Origin of the sequence: Aquabacter sp., assembly GCF_965279295.1 — a bacterium.
In the GTDB taxonomy this organism is placed as follows: Bacteria; Pseudomonadota; Alphaproteobacteria; order Rhizobiales; family Xanthobacteraceae; genus Aquabacter.
Map to the genome: position 1 here is coordinate 266,933 of NZ_CBDIHQ010000016.1, position 23,269 is coordinate 290,201.

Below are 23,269 nucleotides of genomic sequence, written 5' to 3' on the forward strand. Positions count from 1 at the left end.
GGATCCCTTCCTAGCGGAGGACCGGGCCCAAGGAACCAGGACGGACGAGGATCGAGATGGCGCAGACGTTCACCGGTCGCAAGCGTATCCGCAAATTCTTCGGCAAGATCAAGGAAGTCGCGGAGATGCCGAACCTCATTGAGGTTCAGAAGGCATCCTACGACCAGTTCCTGCAGATCGCCGAGCCGAATGGCGGGCGCGCCGACGACGGGCTCCAGGCGGTGTTCAAGTCGGTATTCCCGATTTCAGATTTCTCCGGCGCCGCCATGCTGGAGTTTGTGCGCTACGAGTTCGAGCCGCCGAAGTATGACGTTGACGAGTGCCGCCAGCGCGGAATGACCTTCGCTGCCCCGCTGAAGGTCACGCTGCGTCTGATCGTGTTCGATGTGGATCCGGACACCGGCGCGAAGTCCGTCAAGGACATCAAGGAGCAGGACGTCTACACGGGCGACATCCCGCTGATGACAATGAACGGCACGTTCATCGTCAACGGCACGGAGCGCGTGATCGTCTCGCAGATGCACCGCTCGCCGGGCGTGTTCTTCGACCACGACAAGGGCAAGACCCATTCGTCCGGCAAGCTGCTGTTCGCGGCGCGGATCATCCCCTATCGCGGGTCCTGGCTCGACATCGAGTTCGACGCCAAGGACATCGTGTTCGCCCGCATCGACCGTCGCCGTAAGATCCCGGTGACGAGCCTGCTCTATGCGCTGGGCCTGAATGCCGAGGAAATCCTCGACACCTTCTACAACAAGATCCCTTACAGCCGTGGCAAGGACGGCTGGCGGATGCCGTTCGATCCCAAGCGGATGAAGGGCTACAAGGCCGTCTCCGACATGATCGACGCCGACACCGGCGAAGTGGTCGTGGAAGCGGGCAAGAAGCTGACCGTGCGCGCCGCGCGCCAGCTCGCCGAGAAGGGCCTGAAGGCCCTGAAGATTTCCGACGAGGAGATGGTCGGCCAGTATATCGCGGAAGATCTGGTCGATGTCGCCACCGGCGAGATCAACGCCGAGGCCGGCGACGAGATCACCGAGAAGACGCTGAAGCTACTTGAAGAAGCCGGCTACAACGACATCCCGATCCTCGACATCGACCACGTCAACACCGGCGCCTACATCCGCAACACGCTCGCCGTCGACAAGAACGTGGCGCGCGAGGATGCGCTGTTCGACATCTACCGCGTGATGCGTCCCGGCGAGCCGCCGACCATCGATTCGGCCCAGGCCATGTTCCACTCGCTGTTCTTCGACAGCGAGCGTTACGACCTGTCCGCGGTCGGCCGCGTGAAGATGAACATGCGCCTCGACCTCGACGCCGAGGACACCGTGCGCACGCTGCGCCGCGAGGACATCCTGGCGGTCATCCGGACCCTGGTGGAACTGCGCGACGGCAAGGGCGAGATCGACGACATCGACCATCTCGGCAATCGCCGCGTGCGTTCGGTGGGCGAACTGATGGAAAATCAGTATCGCGTCGGCCTGCTCCGCATGGAGCGCGCCATCAAGGAGCGCATGTCCTCCGTCGACATCGATACCGTGATGCCGCAGGACCTGATCAATGCGAAGCCGGTTGCGGCGGCTGTGCGCGAGTTCTTCGGCTCGTCCCAGCTCTCGCAGTTCATGGATCAGACCAACCCGCTCTCCGAGATCACCCACAAGCGCCGCCTTTCGGCGCTTGGCCCGGGCGGCCTCACCCGCGAGCGGGCCGGCTTCGAAGTGCGCGACGTGCACCCGACCCATTACGGCCGCATCTGCCCCATCGAGACGCCGGAAGGCCCGAATATCGGCCTCATCAACTCGCTGGCGACCTTCGCCCGCGTGAACAAGTACGGCTTCATCGAGACTCCCTACCGTAAGGTGGTGGACGGGCATGTCACCGACGAGGTGGTCTATCTCTCCGCTATGGAGGAGGGGAAGTATCACGTCGCGCAGGCCAACATCCCGCTCGACGCCAACAACCGCTTCGAGGAAGACCTGATCGTCTGCCGGCATGCCGGCGACGTCCTCCTGGTCTCGCCCGACCGCGTCGACTTCATGGACGTGTCGCCGAAGCAGCTTGTCTCGGTCGCCGCCGCGCTGATCCCGTTCCTTGAGAACGACGACGCGAACCGCGCGCTCATGGGCTCGAACATGCAGCGCCAGGCGGTGCCGCTGGTCCGCTCCCAGGCGCCGCTCGTCGGCACCGGCATGGAAGCCATCGTGGCCCGGGATTCCGGCGCCGCCATCGCGGCCCGCCGCACCGGCGTGATCGACCAGGTGGACGCCACCCGTATCGTTATCCGCGCCACGGAAGAGAGCGACCCGTCCAAGTCCGGCGTCGACATCTACCGCCTGATGAAGTTCCAGCGTTCCAACCAGTCGACCTGCATCAACCAGCGTCCGCTGGTGCGCGTGGGCGACATTGTGCGCAAGGGCGACATCATCGCTGACGGTCCCTCGACCGAACTCGGCGAGTTGGCCCTTGGCCGGAACGTGCTCGTCGCGTTCATGCCGTGGAATGGCTACAACTTCGAAGACTCGATCCTGCTCTCGGAGAACATCGTCAAGGAAGACGTGTTCACCTCGATCCACATCGAGGAATTCGAGGCCATGGCGCGCGACACGAAGCTCGGGCCTGAGGAAATCACCCGCGATATTCCCAACGTCTCGGAAGAGGCGCTGAAGAATCTCGACGAAGCCGGCATCGTCTACATCGGCGCGGAAGTGCGCGCCGGCGACATTCTGGTCGGCAAGATCACCCCCAAGGGCGAAAGCCCGATGACGCCGGAAGAAAAGCTTCTGCGCGCCATCTTCGGTGAGAAGGCCGCCGACGTGCGCGACACCTCGCTCCGCCTGCCCCCGGGCACGACGGGCACGATCGTCGAAGTGCGCGTGTTCAACCGCCACGGCGTCGACAAGGACGAGCGTGCCCTGGCGATCGAGCGCGAGGAAATCGAGCGTCTCGCCAAGGATCGCGACGACGAGCAGGCGATCCTGGACCGCAACGTCTACGGCCGCCTGACCGAACTGCTGGACGGCAAGGTCGCGATCGCGGGCCCGAAGGGCTTCAAGAAGGACACCGAGATCACCCGGGCGATGTTCGGGGATTACCCGCGCTCGCAGTGGTGGCTGTTCGCGGTGGCCGACGATGCGCTCATGAGCGAGATCGAGGCCATTCGCGCCCAGTACGACGAAGCCAAGAAGCGGCTTGAGCAGCGGTTTCTCGACAAGGTCGAGAAGCTGCAGCGCGGCGACGAACTGCCCCCGGGCGTGATGAAGATGGTCAAGGTCTTCGTCGCGGTGAAGCGCAAGATCCAGCCGGGCGACAAGATGGCCGGCCGCCATGGCAACAAGGGCGTGGTCTCGCGCATCGTGCCGGTGGAAGACATGCCGTTCCTCGAGGACGGCACCAATGTCGACATCGTGCTGAACCCGCTCGGCGTGCCGAGCCGCATGAACGTCGGCCAGATCCTCGAGACCCACCTTGGGTGGGCGTGCGCGGGTCTCGGGCGTCAGGTCGCTGCGGCCATGGAGGCGTATTACGGGAAGAACAATAAGGACCAGGGTCCTTTGCGTGCCACTCTCGTGAACATCTACAGCAAGGAAGAGATCGACCCGCTCAAGGACGACGAAATCCTCGAGCTGAGCGAGAACCTACGCAAGGGCGTGCCGATGGCCACCCCTGTGTTCGACGGGGCGCACGAGGCGGATATCGAAATCGAACTGGAAAAGGCCGGTCTCGACCGGTCTGGCCAGTCGACGCTGTTCGACGGACGCACCGGCGAGCCGTTCGATCGTAAGGTCACGGTCGGCTACATCTACATGCTGAAGCTGCACCATCTGGTGGACGACAAGATCCACGCCCGTTCCATCGGTCCCTACTCGCTCGTGACCCAGCAGCCGCTGGGTGGCAAGGCGCAGTTCGGCGGCCAGCGCTTCGGCGAAATGGAAGTGTGGGCGCTGGAAGCTTACGGCGCGGCCTACACGCTGCAGGAGATGCTCACCGTTAAGTCGGATGACGTCGCCGGCCGCACCAAGGTCTACGAGTCCATCGTGCGCGGCGAGGATACGTTCGAGAGCGGCATCCCCGAGAGCTTCAACGTGCTGGTGAAGGAAATGCGCTCGCTCGGCCTCAACGTCGAGCTGCTCAATTCCAAGACCGGGCGCAATGTCAGCCCCGGCACCCGCGAAAACCTGCCCGCGGCCGAGTAAGGCCTCGCTTTTTAAGGACGGAGGCTCTGTGCCTCCGTCTTCGCCGCTGCGCTTGTGAATTTTCCGGCCGGTACCCCTCAGCGGCATGAGGGGCGTGCTGGCTGAGCCGAAGGAGACGGTCATGAATCAAGAGGTGATGAATCTCTTCAATCCGGCAACCCCGGCTCCGACCTTTGATCAGATCAAGATCTCGATCGCGAGCCCGGACAAGATCGCGTCGTGGTCGTACGGCGAGATCAAGAAGCCGGAGACCATCAACTACCGCACGTTCAAGCCCGAGCGTGACGGCTTGTTCTGCGCGCGCATCTTTGGTCCGATCAAGGACTATGAGTGCTTGTGCGGCAAGTACAAGCGCATGAAGTACAAGGGCATCATCTGCGAGAAGTGCGGCGTCGAAGTCACGCTGTCGCGGGTGCGCCGCGAGCGCATGGGCCATATCGAACTGGCCGCGCCCGTCGCCCACATCTGGTTCCTGAAGTCGCTTCCGAGCCGCATTGGTCTGCTGCTCGACATGACGCTGAAGGATCTCGAGCGCATCCTGTACTTCGAATATTTCGTCGTGCTGGAGCCGGGCCTGACCCCGCTCAAGTATCGCCAGCTTCTGTCCGAAGACGATTATATCCGCGCCCAGGACGAGTATGGCGATGACAGCTTCACCGCCATGATCGGCGCCGAAGCGATCCGCGAGATGCTGCGCTCCATGGACCTGGACAAGATCGCCGCGGACCTGCGCGTCGAGATTTCCGAGGCCACCACCGAGCTGAAGCCGAAGAAGCTCGCCAAGCGTCTGAAGATCGTCGAGGCCTTCCAGCTCTCCGGCAATAAGCCGGAATGGATGATCCTGACGCACGTTCCTGTCATCCCGCCGGACCTGCGCCCGCTCGTCCCGCTGGACGGCGGCCGGTTCGCGACCTCGGACCTGAACGATCTCTATCGCCGCGTCATCAACCGCAACAACCGCCTCAAGCGGCTGATCGAACTGCGCGCGCCTGACATCATCATCCGCAACGAGAAGCGCATGCTTCAGGAAGCGGTCGATGCGCTGTTCGACAACGGCCGTCGCGGCCGCGTCATCACCGGCGCCAACAAGCGCCCGCTGAAGTCGCTCGCCGACATGCTGAAGGGCAAGCAGGGCCGGTTCCGTCAGAACCTGCTCGGCAAGCGCGTCGACTATTCCGGCCGCTCCGTCATCGTGGTCGGTCCGGAGCTGAAGCTGCACCAGTGCGGCCTGCCCAAGAAGATGGCGCTCGAGCTGTTCAAGCCCTTCATCTACGCCCGCCTCGACGCCAAGGGCCACTCGGCCACCGTCAAGCAGGCGAAGAAGCTGGTGGAGAAGGAGCGTCCCGAGGTTTGGGATATCCTCGACGAGGTGATCCGCGAGCATCCCGTGATGCTGAACCGCGCGCCGACGCTCCACCGCCTCGGCATCCAGGCGTTCGAGCCGGTGCTGATCGAAGGCAAGGCGATCCAGCTTCACCCGCTGGTCTGCGCCGCCTTCAACGCGGACTTCGACGGCGACCAGATGGCCGTGCACGTCCCGCTCTCGCTGGAAGCCCAGCTGGAAGCGCGCGTGCTCATGATGTCCACCAACAACATCCTGCACCCTGCCAACGGACAGCCGATCATCGTGCCGTCCCAGGACATCGTGCTGGGTCTCTACTATCTCTCCCTGATGCGCGAGAACGAGCCCGGCGAGGGCATGATGTTCGCGGACATGGGCGAGATCGACCACGCGATCGCCGCCAAGGCGATCACGCTGCACACCAAGATCCGCGGCCGCTACATCGGCGTCGACGCCGACGGCCGTCGCCAGTCGAAGATCTTCGAGACCACCCCCGGTCGCATGAAGATCGGCGAACTGCTGCCCAAGCACCCGAAGGTGACCTACGACGTCGTCAACAAGCTGATGACCAAGAAGGAAATCTCCAACATGATCGACGCGGTGTATCGCCACTGCGGTCAGAAGGAGAGCGTGATCTTCTGCGACAGGATCATGTCGCTCGGCTTCTACAACGCGTTCCGCGCCGGCATTTCGTTCGGCAAGGACGACATGGTCGTGCCGAAGAAGAAGTGGGCGCTGGTCGAGGAGACCCGCACCCTTACCAAGGAATACGAGCAGCAGTACAACGACGGCCTGATCACCCAGGGCGAGAAGTACAACAAGGTCGTCGACGCGTGGGGCAAGTGCACCGACCGCATCGCCGACGAGATGATGAAGGAAATTTCCTCCGTCAAGAAGGACCCGAAGACCGGACGGGACGCGCAGATCAACTCGATCTACATGATGTCCCATTCCGGAGCGCGTGGGTCGCCGGCGCAGATGAAGCAGTTGGCCGGCATGCGCGGCCTCATGGCGAAGCCTTCCGGCGAGATCATCGAAAGCCCGATCATCTCGAACTTCAAGGAAGGCCTGACCGTGATGGAGTACTTCAACTCCACCCACGGCGCTCGTAAGGGCCTCGCCGACACCGCGCTCAAGACCGCGAACTCGGGCTACCTCACCCGTCGTCTCGTCGACGTGGCGCAGGACAGCATCATCACCGAGGTGGATTGCGGCGGCGAGAGCGGCATTCACATGCGCGCCATCGTGGACAGTGGCCAAGTGGTCGCCTCGCTATCGTCGCGTGTTCTCGGCCGCACCGCGGGCGAAGACATCGTCGACGTGGTCTCCGGCGCGATCATCGTGCCCAAGGGCACCATGATCGAGGAATGGCATGTCGAGCGGATCAACAAGTCCGGCATCCAGGAGATCAAGATCCGCTCGGTGCTGACCTGCGAGACCCGCAACGGCGTCTGCGGCACCTGCTACGGGCGCGATCTCGCCCGCGGCACGCCCGTCAACATGGGTGAAGCGGTCGGCGTCATCGCGGCGCAGTCCATCGGCGAGCCGGGCACCCAGCTCACCATGCGCACCTTCCATATCGGTGGTGCGGCGCAGCTTGCGGACTCGTCCTTCGTGGAGTCGAACTTCGAAGGCGTCGTCCGTATGCGGAATCGCAATGTGGCGCGGAATTCCGAAGGCGAACTCATCGTCATGACGCGAACCCTCGCGGTCGTGATCGGGGACGCCGACGGCACCGAGCGCGCGGTTCACCGCATCCAGTACGGCTCGCGCCTGAAGGTGGACGAAGGCGACACCATCAAGCGAGGCCAGCGCATCGCCGAGTGGGATCCCTACACCCGCCCGATCATCTCCGAAGTGGACGGCACCGTCGGCTTCGAGGATCTGGTCGAAGGCCAGTCCCTGAACGAAGTGATCGACGAGGCCACCGGCATCGCCAAGCGCGTGGTCACGGATACCCGTGCCGTGCGCGGCGCGGACCTGCGGCCCGCCATTCTCATCAAGGGCAAGGACGGCAAGATCCTGAAGCTGGCCCGTGGCGGCGATGCCCGCTACTCGCTGCCGGTGGATGCCATCATCTCGGTCGATCCCGGCCAGGTGATCAAGGCCGGCGACGCGGTTGCCCGCGTTCCCACGGAAAGCGCCAAGACCCGCGACATCACGGGCGGCCTGCCGCGCGTGGCGGAGCTGTTCGAGGCACGGCGTCCGAAGGATGCGGCAATCATCGCCGAGATCTCCGGCACCATCCGCTTCGGCCGCGATTACAAGAACAAGCGCCGCCTGACCATCGAGCCGGGCGACGGTGGTGACACGGTCGAGTACCTGATCCCGAAGGGCAAGCACATCCATCTCCAGGACGGCGACGTCGTGGAAAAGGGCGACTTCCTGGTGGACGGCAACCCGGCGCCGCACGACATCCTGGCGATCAAGGGCGTGGAAGAGCTTGCCGCCTTCCTCGTCAACGAAATCCAGGAGGTCTACCGGCTCCAGGGCGTGAACATCAACGACAAGCACATCGAAGTCATCGTCCGAAACATGCTCCAGAAGGTGGAGGTTGATGATTCGGGTGAGACCGAGTTCCTGGACAACGAGCAGGTGGATCGCATCGAGTTCGTCGAGGCTAACGAGAAGGCCGTGGAGGAGGGCAGGAAGCCCGCCACCGGGCATCCCGTGCTCCTCGGCATCACCAAGGCGAGCCTCCAGACCCGGTCCTTCTTCTCGGCGGCTTCGTTCCAGGAGACCACCCGCGTCCTCACCGAGGCGGCGGTCAACGGCAAGGTCGATCCGCTGGACGGCCTGAAGGAGAACGTCATCGTCGGCCGCCTCATCCCGGCCGGTACCGGTGCGCAGATGAGCAAGCTGCGCACGGTGGCGAACTCCCGCGACGAACTCATCCTCGCGACCCGCGAAGGGGACAACGCCTCTCTGGTGGAAGGCTCCGCCGACGCTGCCGAGTGACCGAGACGGTCTGAACAAACGAAAGGGCCGCCCGAGAGGGCGGCCTTTTTCTTTTGTCAAAGGGCTCGCGTGTAAATGCCGTCTTTTCAACCTCGCTACCGCTGAGTAATATAAACTTGGGGTTGCAGGGGGGCGGTAATGTCGGTCTTGCGGGGGCTTCTGGTCCTGGTGGGTGCGCTGGCTCTGGGGTGGGCGGACGCGGCCAGCGGGCGCGAACTGGCCGTCTTCCATGTCAATGGATGGCATATCCAGGCCTTTTCGAGTGAGAGGACCGGCAAGTTCAGCGATTGCGTGGCCATCCGCGAATATGGCACCTCCGTCCTCGGCTTCGATCTCACCGACGGCGCGCGGTGGTTCATGGCATTCAAAAACACCTCGGTGAAGGTGAGGAAGGGCCAGAAGCTCGAGATCTCGTTCGTGGTGGACAAGGGCATGGTCTACAGGACCACAGGCGAGGTGGGCCCGAAGGGCCTTGTCCATCTCCCGCTCCTGGGGGATGCGCGTCTCCTCGATGCCTTCAGGCAAGGCGAGATGCTGCGGATCGCCTTCAAGGAGGTGACGATCTCCTACAAGCTCGAAGGCATGGCGCCGATGATGAAAGCCCTGCAGGAGTGCCCCCAGCGGTTCGCCAAGGTCGCCGACACCGTTCCAGCTCCCGTTTCCACGCCCGCTTCCGCTTCCGCGTCCAAGCCTCAGATGGAGGCATCAGTGGAGCGGCCGGCCGCAAAGCCTGAAAAAGGCGCGGGCAAGGAGCGGGTCTATACCGGAAGCGGCTTCTTCGTGAGCCGCGACGGCGCAGTTCTCACCAACGCCCATGTGGTGGAGGGATGTGCGGAGGCGACGATCACCGGCTTCGGCAAGGCAGCAATTATCGCTGCGAACAAGAAGGACGATCTTGCGCTGCTGAAGCTTACGACGGCGGCGAAGACCGAGGGGGTGCGGTTCCGAAAGACCGGCGCCCAGCTCGGGGAGGCCATTTATGTGCTGGGCTTTCCGCTCGCGGGGCAATTGGACAACGGGCTGAACTTCACCAGTGGGGTCATCAGCTCGTTGGCGGGACCGGGCAATGATCCCCGCGCCATTCAGTTCTCCGCGCCCGCTCAGCCCGGAAATTCGGGCGGGCCGGTTACGGACGGCTCGGGTCTCGTGGTCGGGGTCACGCAGTCGAAGCTCAACGAGGTCGCCGCCATCAAATCGGGCGGAGCATTTCCGCAGAATGTGAATTTCGGCATCAAGTCGCCGCTCGCGACCAGCTTTCTGCGCGCGAACGGCATCGAGCCGCAGGAGGTGGATTCCGGCAAGCCCATTCCCTCCGTGGCGATCGCTAAGGAAGCGGCCAGCTATACGGTGCAGGTCATGTGTCGCCCGAAATGAACGCGCCTGCGGCCTGAGCCACGTCAGGGCTCAGTGCCGCCTTCGCGTCCGGGCTAGATGACGAACAGGTCGTCCGAGCTGGCGTGAACGGTGAACACGACGTCCTGGAAGTCGTTGTCGCCGATGCCCGAGAACAGATCCTCGAAGCCGATCCGCAGTCCTTCGCCGCCGAGCGCCGTGCCGGACAGAACCTGCTGTGCGCCATCGAAGTTGAAGGCGGAGAACGAATGGAAGACCTGCGCGCTGCTCAGAAGCCCCAGCGAGGAGCTGTAGAGTGAGAACGGGGAGCTGGTGCCCGGCTGGAAGAACAGATCATCCGGCAGGTCTCCGTACAGGCTGAAGCCGTCCTGAATCAGGAAGAAGCCGATCTGTGCGTCAGCGTCCGGCGTGCCGAGGTCGATAGTGTGTCCCACGGACGATGGGGCGAGCGTGTTCTCGAACGCGAGATGAACGTCCGAGATCGAGCCGTCCACCGACAGATTGTAATAGCCGAGCATGTTCTTGTAGCTGGAGACGGCGGTTTCCATCTGCATCGTGAAGCTGACGGAACCATCCCCGGTCAGGAACGGCTGGTTGGCGATGCCGTTTATGGCGGCGAGATCCACCTGCACCCCTTCCGAAAGGGTCGGCAGGAAGTTGACGTAGCTGATCTCGGTATGCGCGCCGCGCGCCGCCGCCATGAAGTCGCCGGCTGAGAAGTCGCCATAAAGCTGGACTGTGGATGCGCCGATGGTGAGGCTGGACAGGCCGCCATCCGTCGCCACCCCAATGTTGGAGCGCCCCACCAGGGTGTCGAGAATATCGAGCGTGCTGGTGAAGCCGAGGCCGTGGACGCTGTCGCCGTTCATGTCCGCGAGCAGGTCGCGCAGCACGTTGTGCCCGCTGCCGAAATAGACCGTATCGGCCCCGGCGCCGCCGCTCACCGTGTCGCTGCCTTCGCCGCCAGCGATGATGTCGCTGCCGGCATTGGCGGTGATGATGTTGTCGAGGTCGTTGCCGGTGATCTGGTCGTTGCCGCTGCCGGTGATGAGGTTGCTCACCATCGAACGTGTGTCGCCACCATAGAGCAGGGCGTTGTAGATATTGCCCTGGGCCTGGTATTGGGGCGTGCCGGCCGCGGCCATGCTGTTGAGATCGGCAATCTGGCTGGAGGAAAACGTCAGCCAATATCCCGGCCGCATGTCGTCCACCTGATCATCGCTGAAGGCGCTGAGGTCATAGGTGGTGGTCGCGCCCTCGGTCCATACGGTGGAGAATATCTTGCCGGTGCTGCTGGCGCCGGTGAACTCGGCGACTTCGCCGTTGATGTATTGCTGGCCGGAGATCGTGTCCCAGGTATAGACGGACGTGGTGCCGAGCCGGTCGAAATTGGCGCCGTAATAGGCCTGCAGCGCCGCGATGTCGTACATCATGTAGCTCTGCGGGGCCGAGCCGACCCAGGCTTCCGTCGCGCCTTCGGTGTCTGCACCGAAATAGCTCGCATAGGTCATGACAGAGAATTCGTTGTCATTGAACTGCGGCGCGAGCGTTCCGTTCAACGACGGCTCATGGCCGTGCTTGAGGCCGAAGGCATGACCCATCTCATGCATGATGGTGTTGAAATGGTCGGTGCCGAAATAATTGGCCGGCGGCTCGCCATTGCCGCCCAGGAAGGTATCTCCAGCCGAGCGGGAGTCATTGTAGCCATAGCCCGTGCCGGCGGGGAAATTGGATTCCGAGCCGCCATCCGCATAGCGCGCGAAACGGAAGGTCGCATCCACCGCCAGACCCGAGGCGACTTCCTCGAACGTCAGCTGGGTGTAGGAGGACACGAGACCGAATGCGGTCCGGGCAGCCTCCTTCTGGAAGCTGGTCACCTCGGAGAATGTCGACACCAGCGAGGGGTCGGGATAGCCGCCCTCGACACCAGTATAGTCGGTGGCGGATGTCGGGAAGGAGAAGGTGATGTGGGTCGCGGGCTCAGTCCCGTTCAGGGCGAGCGTCCAGCGGGCATCCATCACCACGGAGCGGGTATTCGGGTCAAGCCCCGAGGAATCGAAGGCGCCGCTGTAAAGGCCGCCCTTCGGGGTTGTGGTGGTAAAGCCGGGAGGGGGGACTTCAGGTTCGTCAGCCATGGCGCCAGCCACTCCAGCAATGTTGGACGGGCGCAATCGGATGGTATCTCGCAACCTTTTGGTTTTCTGAGAAAATTGCCATCCGCCGAGCCCCGATGGGCTTCGTGCCATCAATTACAAGGGCACATCAAGTCGCTTGAATCCGGGTGCATCACCCAGGGGTACACCTTGATTGGCCGTGAGTCAGTATTCGCAGGGTGTTTGAGCTGAAGTGCCGGCAAAGAGACGTCAGGCGCGGTGTGTTGTCTCACCTCACCTTGCGGTAAATTGGTAAATGATCTTGCAGTCACGCTTTAGCTTATGGTTTTACACCGGCAAGCGCACCGTTGCTTTCAGGCCACCCATGGGGCTGTCGGCTAGGATGACATCGCCGCCATGGGCGCGGGCGATGTCGCGGGCGATGGAGAGGCCGAGGCCCGAACCGCCGGAATCCTGGTTGCGGGCATCGTCGAGCCGCAAAAACGGCCGGAACACGTCCTCGCGCTTGTCGGCGGGAATGCCGGGGCCGTCGTCGTCCACGCTCACCATCAGCCAGCGGGCATCCCGTGAGCCGGTGATCTCCAGCGCGCGGGCATAGCGCGTGGCATTTCCCACCAGATTGCCGATGCAGCGGCGCAGCGCCTCTGCCTTCACCTGAACCAGAGGCGGCCCCATGAAGCTGGCGCGCGCGATCGCGCCGGAGCGTTCCGCATTGGCGCGCAGATCCTCGATCACCTGCGCCATGTCGGTGAGCGCGGCCTGCTCGCCGGCATCGCCCCGGGCGAAGGCAAGATAGGCCTCAAGCATGCCCTGCAATTCGTCCACGTCCTTGCGCAGCGCGTCCACCTCCGGCCCCTCGGGGAGGAAGGCGAGTTCCAGCCGGAAGCGGGTGAGAATGGTGCGCATGTCGTGGGAGACGCCCGCGAGCATGGTGGTGCGCTGTTCGATCTGCCGCTCGATGCGCCGCTTCATCTCCAGGAAGGCAATGGCCGCGCGCCGCACCTCGCGGGCGCCGCGCGGGCGGAAATTCTCCACGTCCCGCCCCTTGCCGAAGGCCTCGGCGGCGTCCGCCAGGTTCTCGATCGGCCGGATCTGGTTGCGCAGGAACAGGATGGCGACGGTGAGCAGCACCAGCGAGGTGCCCACCATCCAGAGCAGGAAGATATGCGAGTTCGACGCGGCGGCGGAATTGCGCGGCGCCAGGATGCGCAGCACCGCGTCGGGCATCTGCACCCGCACTTCGATGAGATCGGAGCGCCCCACCGTGTCGAGCCAATAGGGCTGCTTGATGCGCTCGCTGATCTCGGTGGAGAGCACGTTGTCGAGAATGGAGAAGAACGGCTTGCTGCTGGTGGTGGGCAGCGGGCCGGGCGGCAGCACGTCGACGGCGAGCTGAAGGTTCTGCCACGCGACGCGGCGGATGGCGGCGCTTTCCTTCTCCTGCGGCAGTGCCGTGTAGAGCGCGGCAACGGCGGCGACATCCCGGCTCACGGCGGCGGAGAGGCGGCGCGTCACCATGTTGTAGTGCCGCTCCATGAACACGAACGCCACCACCGACTGCAGCAGCACCATGGGAATGACGATGATGAGCAGCGAGCGGGGATAGAGCCCCTTAGGCGTCACGCGGTTGAACCACGCCCCGATCCGCCCGTGGAGGTCGCGCAGCCGCGCGCTGAACCCTTTCCGGCTGCTGCTGCTGGCGGCGAGGGTCACGGCGTCACCACCAGCCGATAGCCGATGCCGCGCACCGTCTGCACATGGGTCGGGTTCGCCGGGTCGCGCTCGATCTTGCGGCGCAGCCGGTTCACCTGGACGTCCACCGCCCGTTCGCTGGCGGTGCCGTTGCCCGCGAGGGCGAGGCGCGGCACGGTTTCACCCGGCGCCTCGGCCAGCGCGCGCAGCATGTCGCGCTCCCGCTCGGTGATGCGCACGGGTTCGCCGGCGCGCAGCAGTTCGCCCCGGCCGAGATGGAAAGTCAGCTCGCCGAACCGAACCTCCTCGATGGCTTTCTGCGGCGCGGGCGAGGCGCGCTTCAGGATGGAGCCCACCCGCAGCAGCAGTTCGCGCGGCTCGAACGGCTTGCCGAGATAATCGTCGGCGCCCACTTCGAGCCCGGCGATGCGGTCCTGCGGCTCGGAGCGGGCGGTGAGCATCAGGATCGGGACGCTCGATTCCTTGCGCAGCGAGCGCGCCAGATCGAGTCCGGATTCCCCCGGCATCATCACGTCGAGCACCAGGAGATCGAACGAGAGCCCTTCCAACCGCCCGCGCGCCTCGGCGGCGGAGGCGGCGGTGGTCACGCGGTAGCCGTGCTCGCTGAGGAAACGCGCCAGCAGGGAGCGGATGCGGTTGTCGTCGTCCACCACCAGGAGGTGGGGGGCATCGTCCGCCAAGGGCGGCGGTGCGGGTCTGGAAGCAGGCAGGTTCATCAGCGGGTCCGCCGGTTGCGCTCGGCGCGCTGGATCAGCCGCTCGACGTCGGGTCGATCCTCGGGGTCGATCATGGCGATAAGAAAGCGCCGGGCCGCGTCCTGCGAGCCCTCGCCGCATTCCTCCAGCGCGGCGCCGATGCGACGGCTCTGGATGGCGATGAACTCGCGCGCCAGCGCCTCGCCTTTCGCTGTGGGAAACAGCAGCCGCTGGCGCCGGTCGGATGCTCCGGCGCGGCTCTCGACGAAGCCCTCATCCACCAGTTCGCGCAGCACCCGGCCCAGGCTCTGCTTGGTGATGCGCAGGATGTCCAGGAGGTCGGTGACGCGCATGCCGGGATGCCGGTTCACGAAATGCAGCACGCGGTGATGCGCGCGACCGAAACCGAGCGGCGAGAGAATGTCGTCAGGATCGGCCACGAAATCGCGATAGGCGAAGAAAAACAGCTCGATCAGCTCGGTCAGGGGCTCGGCTGCGGGCTCGGTCGCAGGCGTCGCCGGATCTCGCCGGGCCATCACATGGTTGGGATTTATGTCAGTCATGTTGACTTTTTTCGATCCGATCGTTACTCACATCCCCGCGGCGGCGAAAGGATCGGTCTCCAATCCTCGTTTTGGAGTTCGATCATTGCGCCGAAGCCGGCCAGGCGTCATATGTCAGCCGGGAAATTATATGTACAGGATACGACTGCAAAGGTGTGGTCGTTAGGGGTCAAAGGCCGCCTTGAAGACGGCCCCATAGGAGTGAAGATCATGAGCGGAGAGCCTTTCGACAAGCGTGACGGTTGGATCTGGTATGACGGCGCCCTGGTGCCCTGGGCCGATGCCAAGCTGCACGTACTCTCTCATGGCCTGCACTATGGCAGTTGCGTGTTCGAGGGTGAACGCGCCTATGGCGGCGAAATTTTCAAGTCCACCGCCCATTCCGAGCGCCTCAAGGCCTCGGGCGAGCACCTGGACTTCACCATTCCCTATTCGATTCAGGACATCGACGCGGCCAAGCGCCTGACCCTGGAGAAGAACGGGCTCGTGGACGCCTATATCCGCCCCGTCGCCTGGCGCGGCAGCGAGATGATGGGTGTCTCGGCGCAGTCCAACAAGATCCATCTCGCCATCGGCGTGTGGGAATGGCCGAGCTATTTCGACCCGGAGCAGCGCCAGAAGGGCCTGCGCCTCGACCTCGCGGAGTTCCGGCGGCCGGATCCGGCCACCATTCCCTGCAAGGCCAAGGCCGCCGGCCTCTATATGATCTGCACCATCTCCAAGCATAAGGCGGAGCGGCGCGGCTTTGCGGACGCGCTGATGCTGGATTATCGCGGCTTTGTCGCCGAGTGCACCGGGGCGAACGTCTTCTTCGTTAGGGATGGCGTGATCCACACGCCGACCCCGGACTGCTTCCTCGACGGCATCACCCGCCGCACCGTGATCGAACTGGCGAAGCGCCACGGCATCGAAGTGGTTGAGCGGCACATCCTGCCGGAAGAACTTTCCGATTTCACGGAATGCTTCATCACCGGCACGGCCGCCGAAGTGACGCCCGTGGGTGAAATCGCCGATTGGCGCTTCAAGCCCACCGGCATCACCCACCAGCTCATGGATGCCTACACCCAGGAAACGCGGCCGAAGAAGGTCGCCGCCTGATCCCACGGGGTCTCGCGTGATGTGAAAACGGCCTGATCTTTCAGGCCCGATGCCCCGGCTCAGGCCGGGGCATTTTCTTTTTGGTTAAGCCGCCGTGCCGCGCGCGGCGCCGCTCACGTCGGCAAAGGCGCCCGCCACCAGTTCCGCCACCAGCAGGCGCGCCGGGTCCACCGGGCCGGGCAGGGTGACGCGGCCATGGGGCACCGGCTTGAAGCCGAAGCGCCGGTAATAGGGTTCGTCCCCCACCAGCAGCACCAGCTTGTGCCCGGCCGCCTTGGCGGCCTGCATGGAGACCTCCATCAGCCGCGCGCCGATGCCCACCGAGCGGAACGGCGGCTCGACGGTCAGCGGGCCGAGCAGCACGGCGGGCTTGGTGCCGATGAGGATCGGCGTGAGCCGCACCGAACCGACCATCATGGTGCCGATATGGGCGGTGAAGGAGAGCGCCAGATCGTGCGTCGCCTGTTCGCGCAGGCGGAACGCGGTGCGCGAGAACCGCCCCGGCCCGAACGTGCGGCGGTGGAGTTTTTCGATCGGGTCGGCGTCGGCGGGTTTTTCGGTCGCGATGGCGATGGGCAATTCGGTCATGTCGGGGAACCGGGCAGGGACAAACGACCCGCTCCGGTGCGATGACCGGTCAGGCGGGCAGGCGAAGAGAGACGCACGCCGGAAGGCGTTCGCTGCTCGCTCGTCGTCGCTGCATCCTCAAAACCATGAAACCCTCGCAAAGGCGCTGCGGCCGATACCATGGCGGCAACGTAGGGTCCAGTGTTTGGCTTGGGTGTTGGCTGGTGTGGTGAGGGGTCGTCGGGTTTCCCCGCACCATTTCCCCCTCCCAACCCTCCCCCGCTTGCGGGACCTCTGCGAAAGGAGCCGGCACGGAGTCGGTGGTATCTCTTGAGTGACCGCGTTATGCCCCCTCTCCCCGACGGGGAGAGGGTTGGGGTGAGGGGGCAACCCTCTCCAGTTTTGAAATGTCGGAGCCCCCTCACCCGGCTGCTTCGCAGCCGACCTCTCCCCCTCGGGGCGAGGTAAAAACAGCCCGGCCTCTGCATCTAACGAACCGCGGAAGTTTGTGAGATCTCTTTCGCAGAACTCTCGCAAGCGGGAGAGGGCTTTGTTAGGCGCGATCGCTCCCTCTCCCGCTTGCGGGGGAGGGCTGGGGAGGGGGCAGGGGTCTTAGGAAAAGCTCCGTCCTTACTGCCCGCGCCCCGCAGCTACTGCCCGCGCGCCGCGGCGATCCGGGTCTTGAGCGCGGCGGTGCCGACGGCGCCGGGGATGATGCCATTCACCAGAGCGTAGCCCGGTGTGCCGTTGATGCCGAGGGCGCGGGCAAGATCCCGGGTTTCCGCAAGCGTCTTGTCCACCTCGGGGCTCGACACGTCCTTGTCGAGGCGCGTCATGTCGGCCCCCGCCGCCTTTGCCGCCGCCAGTGCCGTCTCGCGGTTTGCCTGTCCGCGCCCGCCCAGCAGCTTCTCGTGGAAGGCGAGATACTTTTGCCCCGTGGGGTCCTGCATGCTCAGCGCGATGCCGATGCGTGCCGCCTCGGCCGAGCCGGGGCCGAGGATCGGCAGTTCCTTCAGCACGATCTTGAGTTTGGGGTCGTCCTTCAGCAGCGCCTGCGTGTCGCCGAGGGCGCGTTTGCAGTAGCCGCAATTGTAATCGAAGAACTCCACCAGCGTGACGTCGCCCTTGGGGTTGCCGAGCGTCACCTGCCGGGGGGAATTGAACAGCAGGTCCGCATTCTGCTTCAACGCTGCGGACTTGTCGGCGGGCGGCGCGGGAGCGGCGGCCTGGGCTGGGGCACCTGGGGCACCTGTGGCGCCCCGCTTGCGCATCATTTCGATGATCGCCTGCTGGAGCACTTCCGGGTGGTCGGCCAGATAGGTCTTCACGGCCTCGCCCACCTCGTCCGGATGGGTCGCCAGATACTCCTTGATGATGCCCTCGATCTCGCCGCGCAGGGTCTGCGACGATGCCGGCGCAGCCCAGGCAAGGCCAAGAGCCAGCGCCAGAGCAGTGCAGGTTTTCCTCATCATGCTTCAGCGTCCTTATCGGTCTTGATGAGGCGGGGGCGCGGGAGCCCCCGCCGGTCAGCGGATATCCGGCAGCGCATTCGGGTCCCGCGACGGCGGCTTGCGGGCCGGCGGCGGCGCCTGGGTCTGCGGTGCCGCGCGGCCGGGCTGGGTCTGCTGCGGAGCGGAACGGCCGGAGGGGATGCCGCCGCCGCCCGATGCGCCGGGGATGGCGCGGATGATGGTGTTGATCGCCCCTGGCAGGATGGGCGCGATGACGTTGGGCTGGGCGGCGGGCGCGCGTTCCGCCGGCCGCTGCTGCTGCGGGCGCGTTTGCTTCGGCCGGTCGGGCTGGGGCCGTGCCGGCTCGCTCTGTTGCGGCCGGGTTTGCTGCGGGCGGGTCTGTTGGGGCCGCGTCTGCCTGGGTGGCGTCTGCTTGGGCGGCGTTTGGCTGGGCGGCGGCCGGGTGTTCGCCGGTGGTGGGGGCGGGGGCACCCGCAGCGGCGGCTGCATCAGCCCCGGCACCGGAATGATGATGCCGGTCGGACCCTGAATCGGGCCACCCTGCGCGAGGCAACGGCCATCCTTCACGAAGGCATTGGCGCAGCAAGAGCCGTCGGCCGTCTTGGTGTAGCCGGGCGCGCACGCCGAGGGCACCATGGTGTTGTTGCCGCCCTGGATGTTGCCGCCGCCTTGTGGGCCGCAGGTGCCGTTGGCGTTGAGGCCGGCGGCGCAGCATTGCTGAGCGCCGGCCGCGTCGCTGTAGATCTTGTCGCGCCGGCAGCAGGCGCCGTTCAGCAGCGTATCGCGCGGGCCGCATGTCGGGACGGTGATGCAGACGCGGCGGTTCCTGGGGTCCGGCGTCTGGCCGGCGGGGCAGCACATGCCACCCGATGTGAGCTGGCTGACGGCGCAGCACGACCCGCCCGCCAGCGGCGTGAAGCCTGCCGCGCAGCAGGAATTGGTGGTCGGAGGCGAGGGTGGCGTGTCGCCGGAGGGCGGCTTTCCGCCACCGAACGTCGGCGCGCACGCCGCCTTGTCGGTGCCGGTGGGGGATTGGCCGGCGGGGCAGCAGATGCCGGTGGAGGTCATCTGGCTGGTCAGGCAGCAGGTCTTGCCGCTGCCGGTATAGCCCGCCGGGCAACAGGCCGGATCGGTCGAGCCGGGCGCGCATTTCGAGCCCACGGTGTCGCCGGTGAGCGGGCCGTCGCCTTCGCATTTGCCGTTCGCCAGCGGTTTGGCGCAGCAGGTTTGGACACCACGGATGTTGTCGTAGACCCGATCCGAGGGGCAGCATGCGCCGGAGGCACCGGTGGGTGCGCCCGCGCCGCACAGACTGACGGCGCAGGCTCCGCCGAGCTTCAGGTCGTCCGGCGAGCAGCATTTGCCGCCGGTCAGCTTTCCGGGTGTCGGGCAGGCCGTGAAGGTGCAGGCGCCATTCGCGTTCGCAGATTGTCCAGGCGGGCAGCAGCCGCCGGTCACTGTGTTCTGATTCCAGCTGGCGGGGCAGCCCTGCGGCGGGGGCGGGCAGTTCGGCCCCGAGCACCCGGTCTGCGTGGTGCATCCCGGCGATCCCGGCACGCAATTGGGCGGCGGCGGGGGCAGGCACTCGCCATTGGTGCCTGAGGGGTAGAGGCCCGGCAGGCAGTCATACTGGATCTTCTGGCACTGGCCGGATTTCGCGTCCGCCGTGAAGCCGGGCGGGCAATCGGTGGTGGGCGGGGTGCAGCCCTTCACCGGATCATAAAGCGAGCCCGGCGCGCAGCCGATGATGATGCGGCTGCAGGCGCCGGTCTTCGGGTCCACTGTCGAGCCGAAGGGGCAGCATTGCCCGGTGGGCGTGACGGCGGAGCCCGCGGCGCAGCACTGGGTGGTGGGCCATGCCGTGCCGCCGAGGCACAGCGCGCGGCAGTGTCCGTCCAGACCCACCTGCTTGCCGGGCGGGCAGAACAATTGCGATTTGCTCGGCGCGCACACCGTGCCGATGCCGGGGATGGCCTGCTTGGTCCAGCCTGCCTGGCAGACGCTCGCGCTCAGCACCGGGGAGGCGCCGACGCAGCTCAGGGCGCCGTTGTTGGCCACCGGCATGCCCCCGCCGATGCAGCGAAGCTGGCCGGGCGCTGCCGGCTTGTAGGTGGCGGCGTCGAAGCCGAGCGCGCACAGCTTGAGGCTTTGCGGGTCGTTGGCGCCATTGGGGCAGAGCGGGCGGCACTGGCCGCCCGGACCCGGCGTCGTGCCATTCGGGCAGCATTGGAAGCCGGGTTTCTGAAGATCCACCGGGCAGGTGAGCCGGGGCGGCGGCAGGCGGCCGCCCCATTCGGCGGTCCACCACCAGCCGATCCAGCCGGGCAGCATCCAGCCGCCGCGCAGCGTCGGCCCGCAGGCCCGCCAGATCTCCATGTCGCCCATATGGCCGCGCGCGGTCGGGTCTTGGAAGCGGCTGTCGGCGTCCAGGAAATAAGAGCGCAGCGGCGGCGCATTCATCGGCCGCACGGTCCAGATCGGGTTGCCCTGAAGGCCCTGAACATTGGGCGGGCCGGAGCGCGTGAGCTGTTCCGCGAGCTTCGGGTCGGCGGCGTGGCGCAGATCCTCGCCTGTCATCCAGAGGAAGCCGCCGCAGGAGCCGCGCGATATCTTGCCGTCGCGCTCGTAATCATAGCCCAGCGCGAGGCCGCCGTTGGAATTGCGCAGCTCGCCGGGAAAGCCGACGGCATATTCGTCCGGCACCGGCTGCCAGGTGCGGGCGAGGCCGGGTTGGGGCTCGATCAGCTGATAGCGCAGCACCCGGCCGATGCCGGGCAGCGCCAGCGCCTGGAAATCGAACGCGCCGGTGGGGTCGGGGCGTTCGGCCAGCAGCATGCGGCCTTGGTCGTCGAAGGTGATCTTGGAGATTTCCACCGGCCCCGCGCCCGGCGGCACGCTCAATTCCCAGGTGGGATCGCCGAACGCCGGGGGCGCGCCCGGCTGGGTGAAGGCCACCGACCAGACCTGCTCGCTCTCCGCCACCCCATAGAACAGCCGCCCGCCGCGCACCGCGAGGCCGTAGACCCGGCGTTCGGGCGCCGCATAGTTCCAGGTGGCCGGCTGGTCCGGGGCGAAGGCGGGCTTGGTGATGTCGAGGCGGACAGCGGGATCGAACGCCACCGGCGGCAGGCCCGCCGCCGTGCGCGCTTGCGTGCCATGATCGTAGCGCGCGATTTCCGCGCCGCTCATGTCGAGGCGGTGGATCAGCCCGGTCTCGCGGTCGGACACAAACAGCGTGTTGCTCTCGCCGTCGAAGGCCAGATTGCCGAGAGCGGCGCCGGAATTGGCCCGCCCTTCCGGCGCGACGGAGGAGAACAGGGTAACGGCGCCGGTGATGCCGTCCACCTTCCAGATCGAGCCCGCCCCGCCATTGGGGTCGGCCCCGCCCCACAGGCCGGGCATGAAGGCGGCGCTGGGCGCAGCGGCATTCACATGGGTCCAGGTGCCGTCCGGCTGCGGCGCGACGATCGGCAGGCCGTAGGCCGAGGTGGCGGAGACGTAGATGTTGGGCGGCACCTGGTTGTCGAGCGTGACGCCGAACACCTGACCGATCAGGCTCGCGGGGAAGGCGAAGGGCGCGCGGGTCGGCACCAGTTGCGCGTCCGCCGGCCCCTGCATGTCCTGGAGGTCGATGACCCGCAGCGATGCGCCGTTCGGATCGATGAAGGTATAGGCGTTGGGGTCGATGCCCGGCGGGATCTGGATCGGCGGCAGGGCGCCGGAAAATCCCGTGACCGCCGCGTCCCCGGGCGCCAGCAGCCCACGCGGCGCCGGCTGCGCCTGGGCGCTGCATAAAGCGGAAAACGCGACTGCGGCGATGCCCAGGGCAAGCCACCCGCGGGCGGCGGGGCTGTGTGCGCGCATCACGGCACCCTTTGTCATCACGGCACCCTCTTGGGAGTGATCTTTCCAGGGATGATCTTTTGCGGCCTGACAGGGTCTCTGGACGGCGCCGGCTTGGGTGGCGGGGCGACGCAGTTTCCGCTCGTCGCATCGGGCACCATGCCGGACGGGCAGCATTCCCCGCATGCGGCGGCCTGAGCGGGATTGCAGCACTGGCCGTTGCCCAGCATCACCTGGGTGGGATCGGCACAGGGCGCGAGACATTTGTCGCCGATGAGATTTTCACCTTCCGGACAGCCGCAGGTGAAAGCGCAGGTCTGTGGGTCCTTATCGTGGACCACTTGGCCGGCGGGGCAGGTGAAGTCGCAGACCGGCGGTGGCTTCATACAGACGCCGTCCGGGCCCAGCGGCATGCCGTCCGGGCACATGCAGACATAGGCGCCGGCGCCCTGGTCGCTCAGAGGCTCGGTGCCCGAGGGACAGCCGCAGGTGAGATACTGATAACAGGAGCCGACGTCCTGCATGAAGTAATTGGCGTGCTGCATGCCGGGCGGGCAGTAGCAGTAATTGCCGGTGCCTTTGGAGGCGATGCTGTTGGCGAAGCAGAAGCTGCCCTCGCAATGATATCCCGTGACATAGGAGCCATTGGAATATTTGTCGAAACACTGCCCTTCCTCGCCCACCACGGGAATGGAGTAGTTGAAGCTCCAGTAGGCGTCATTGGTGTTTTTCGTCGTCGGGTCCGGACGGCAGTCGATCAACTGGGGCGGCGGCGGCGGCTCGCCGTCCTCGCAGGAGGCGAAGGCGCTGGAGACATTGTCGTGGAACCAGTCCTGCGCCTCGCACAGCGCCGAGGCGACGCAGTTGCTCAGTGCGCCATAAAGCGCAGCCGGACCTTTCCACTGCGCCACCTGGCAGGCGCAGGAAACAAGATCGAGGCCGTCGGTCAGTTCAGCCGCGCCGGAACTGGCAGAGGCGATGGCCGGGACGTATTGCTCGAGCTTCGCCTGCTGGTCGGCGGAGAGCTTGTCCCAATAGCCCGCGACCTTCTTTTGTGTGTCGGAGGCGGAATCCTTGGCGTCTTCGACCGCCGCACAGAACTGCTTGCCTTCTGGGGCCTGTGTCGCGGCAATCAGATAGGCCGTGAGGGCATAAAAGACCGGGTTCGCGGTCTGGGACGCGCAGGAGGCTGGGGCCGAGTTGAATGTGTCTTTTCCAGCCTGTGCGATATCGGCAATGCTGCAGCTATAGGCGTGTGCGCTGGCAGCGTAGCTGCACATCAGCATCGCCAGGGCGATGCGCCAGAGACTGCGTTTGAACGCTTGCCCGGAACGCTCGGCCACGTTTGCCATCCCAGC

Annotated in this window: 12 protein-coding genes; 4 read left to right on the plus strand and 8 right to left on the minus strand. The window is 65.6% G+C overall.

Annotated elements, in window-relative coordinates:
* Positions 1-56 precede the first annotated feature (56 nt).
* The 3 genes from rpoB to ADADO0_RS13680 all read left to right on the plus strand — a co-directional run bounded on the left by rpoB (position 57) and on the right by ADADO0_RS13680 (position 9,867).
* Entirely contained in the window at positions 57-4,193 is a 4,137-nt protein-coding gene (gene rpoB, locus ADADO0_RS13670; RefSeq protein ID WP_511305698.1) for a DNA-directed RNA polymerase subunit beta, read from the plus strand.
* Positions 4,194-4,314: 121 nt separating this feature from the next.
* Entirely contained in the window at positions 4,315-8,493 is a 4,179-nt protein-coding gene (gene rpoC, locus ADADO0_RS13675) for a DNA-directed RNA polymerase subunit beta' (RefSeq protein WP_511305699.1), read from the plus strand.
* Positions 8,494-8,631: 138 nt separating this feature from the next.
* Complete coding sequence (locus tag ADADO0_RS13680; protein ID WP_511305700.1) at positions 8,632-9,867, plus strand: S1 family peptidase; 1,236 nt, start codon at positions 8,632-8,634, stop codon at positions 9,865-9,867.
* 53 nt (positions 9,868-9,920) lie between these two features.
* Here ADADO0_RS13680 and ADADO0_RS13685 read toward each other — a convergent pair whose 3' ends face one another.
* From ADADO0_RS13685 to ADADO0_RS13700, 4 genes are all read right to left on the minus strand, one after another.
* Entirely contained in the window at positions 9,921-11,981 is a 2,061-nt protein-coding gene (locus ADADO0_RS13685; protein WP_511305701.1) for a DUF4114 domain-containing protein, read from the minus strand.
* A 306-nt stretch (positions 11,982-12,287) separates the two neighbouring features.
* The gene (locus ADADO0_RS13690; RefSeq protein ID WP_511305702.1) at positions 12,288-13,673 is read right to left on the minus strand and encodes an ATP-binding protein; all 1,386 of its coding nucleotides are present in this window, start codon (positions 13,671-13,673) and stop codon (positions 12,288-12,290) included.
* On the minus strand, positions 13,670-14,389 hold the full coding sequence (locus tag ADADO0_RS13695) for a response regulator (protein WP_511305703.1): 720 nt from the start codon (positions 14,387-14,389) through the stop codon (positions 13,670-13,672). The genes ADADO0_RS13690 and ADADO0_RS13695 overlap by 4 nt, the downstream gene beginning before the upstream one ends.
* The gene (locus tag ADADO0_RS13700) at positions 14,389-14,931 is read right to left on the minus strand and encodes a MarR family winged helix-turn-helix transcriptional regulator (RefSeq protein ID WP_511305704.1); all 543 of its coding nucleotides are present in this window, start codon (positions 14,929-14,931) and stop codon (positions 14,389-14,391) included. Before ADADO0_RS13700 ends, ADADO0_RS13695 begins: the two co-directional genes overlap by 1 nt.
* Before the next feature lie 210 nt (positions 14,932-15,141).
* Between ADADO0_RS13700 and ADADO0_RS13705 the strand changes: the two genes are divergently transcribed.
* Positions 15,142-16,029: a branched-chain amino acid aminotransferase gene (locus ADADO0_RS13705; RefSeq protein ID WP_511305705.1), complete on the plus strand. Its 888-nt coding sequence runs from the start codon at positions 15,142-15,144 to the stop codon at positions 16,027-16,029.
* An 84-nt stretch (positions 16,030-16,113) separates the two neighbouring features.
* Here ADADO0_RS13705 and ADADO0_RS13710 read toward each other — a convergent pair whose 3' ends face one another.
* From ADADO0_RS13710 to ADADO0_RS13725, 4 genes are all read right to left on the minus strand, one after another.
* The gene (locus ADADO0_RS13710; protein WP_511305706.1) at positions 16,114-16,617 is read right to left on the minus strand and encodes a GNAT family N-acetyltransferase; all 504 of its coding nucleotides are present in this window, start codon (positions 16,615-16,617) and stop codon (positions 16,114-16,116) included.
* Between the two features lie 629 nt (positions 16,618-17,246).
* Entirely contained in the window at positions 17,247-18,068 is an 822-nt protein-coding gene (locus ADADO0_RS13715) for a DsbA family protein (RefSeq protein WP_511305707.1), read from the minus strand.
* A 54-nt stretch (positions 18,069-18,122) separates the two neighbouring features.
* On the minus strand, positions 18,123-21,950 hold the full coding sequence (locus ADADO0_RS13720) for a YncE family protein (protein WP_511305708.1): 3,828 nt from the start codon (positions 21,948-21,950) through the stop codon (positions 18,123-18,125).
* Positions 21,950-23,254: a hypothetical protein gene (locus ADADO0_RS13725; protein WP_511305709.1), complete on the minus strand. Its 1,305-nt coding sequence runs from the start codon at positions 23,252-23,254 to the stop codon at positions 21,950-21,952. Before ADADO0_RS13725 ends, ADADO0_RS13720 begins: the two co-directional genes overlap by 1 nt.
* Between the last annotated feature and the right edge of the window lie 15 nt (positions 23,255-23,269).

Excerpts from the sequence above, each read along its gene's own strand:
- rpoB (WP_511305698.1), top strand. The coding sequence starts at position 57 with ATGGCGCAGACGTTCACCGGTCGCAAGCGTATCCGCAAATTCTTCGGC.
- rpoC (WP_511305699.1), top strand. The coding sequence starts at position 4,315 with ATGAATCAAGAGGTGATGAATCTCTTCAATCCGGCAACCCCGGCTCCG.
- ADADO0_RS13680 (WP_511305700.1), top strand. The coding sequence starts at position 8,632 with ATGTCGGTCTTGCGGGGGCTTCTGGTCCTGGTGGGTGCGCTGGCTCTG.
- ADADO0_RS13685 (WP_511305701.1), bottom strand. The coding sequence starts at position 11,981 with ATGGCTGACGAACCTGAAGTCCCCCCTCCCGGCTTTACCACCACAACC.
- ADADO0_RS13695 (WP_511305703.1), bottom strand. The coding sequence starts at position 14,389 with ATGAACCTGCCTGCTTCCAGACCCGCACCGCCGCCCTTGGCGGACGAT.
- ADADO0_RS13700 (WP_511305704.1), bottom strand. The coding sequence starts at position 14,931 with ATGACTGACATAAATCCCAACCATGTGATGGCCCGGCGAGATCCGGCG.
- ADADO0_RS13705 (WP_511305705.1), top strand. The coding sequence starts at position 15,142 with ATGAGCGGAGAGCCTTTCGACAAGCGTGACGGTTGGATCTGGTATGAC.
- ADADO0_RS13710 (WP_511305706.1), bottom strand. The coding sequence starts at position 16,617 with ATGACCGAATTGCCCATCGCCATCGCGACCGAAAAACCCGCCGACGCC.
- ADADO0_RS13715 (WP_511305707.1), bottom strand. The coding sequence starts at position 18,068 with ATGATGAGGAAAACCTGCACTGCTCTGGCGCTGGCTCTTGGCCTTGCC.
- ADADO0_RS13720 (WP_511305708.1), bottom strand. The coding sequence starts at position 21,950 with ATGACAAAGGGTGCCGTGATGCGCGCACACAGCCCCGCCGCCCGCGGG.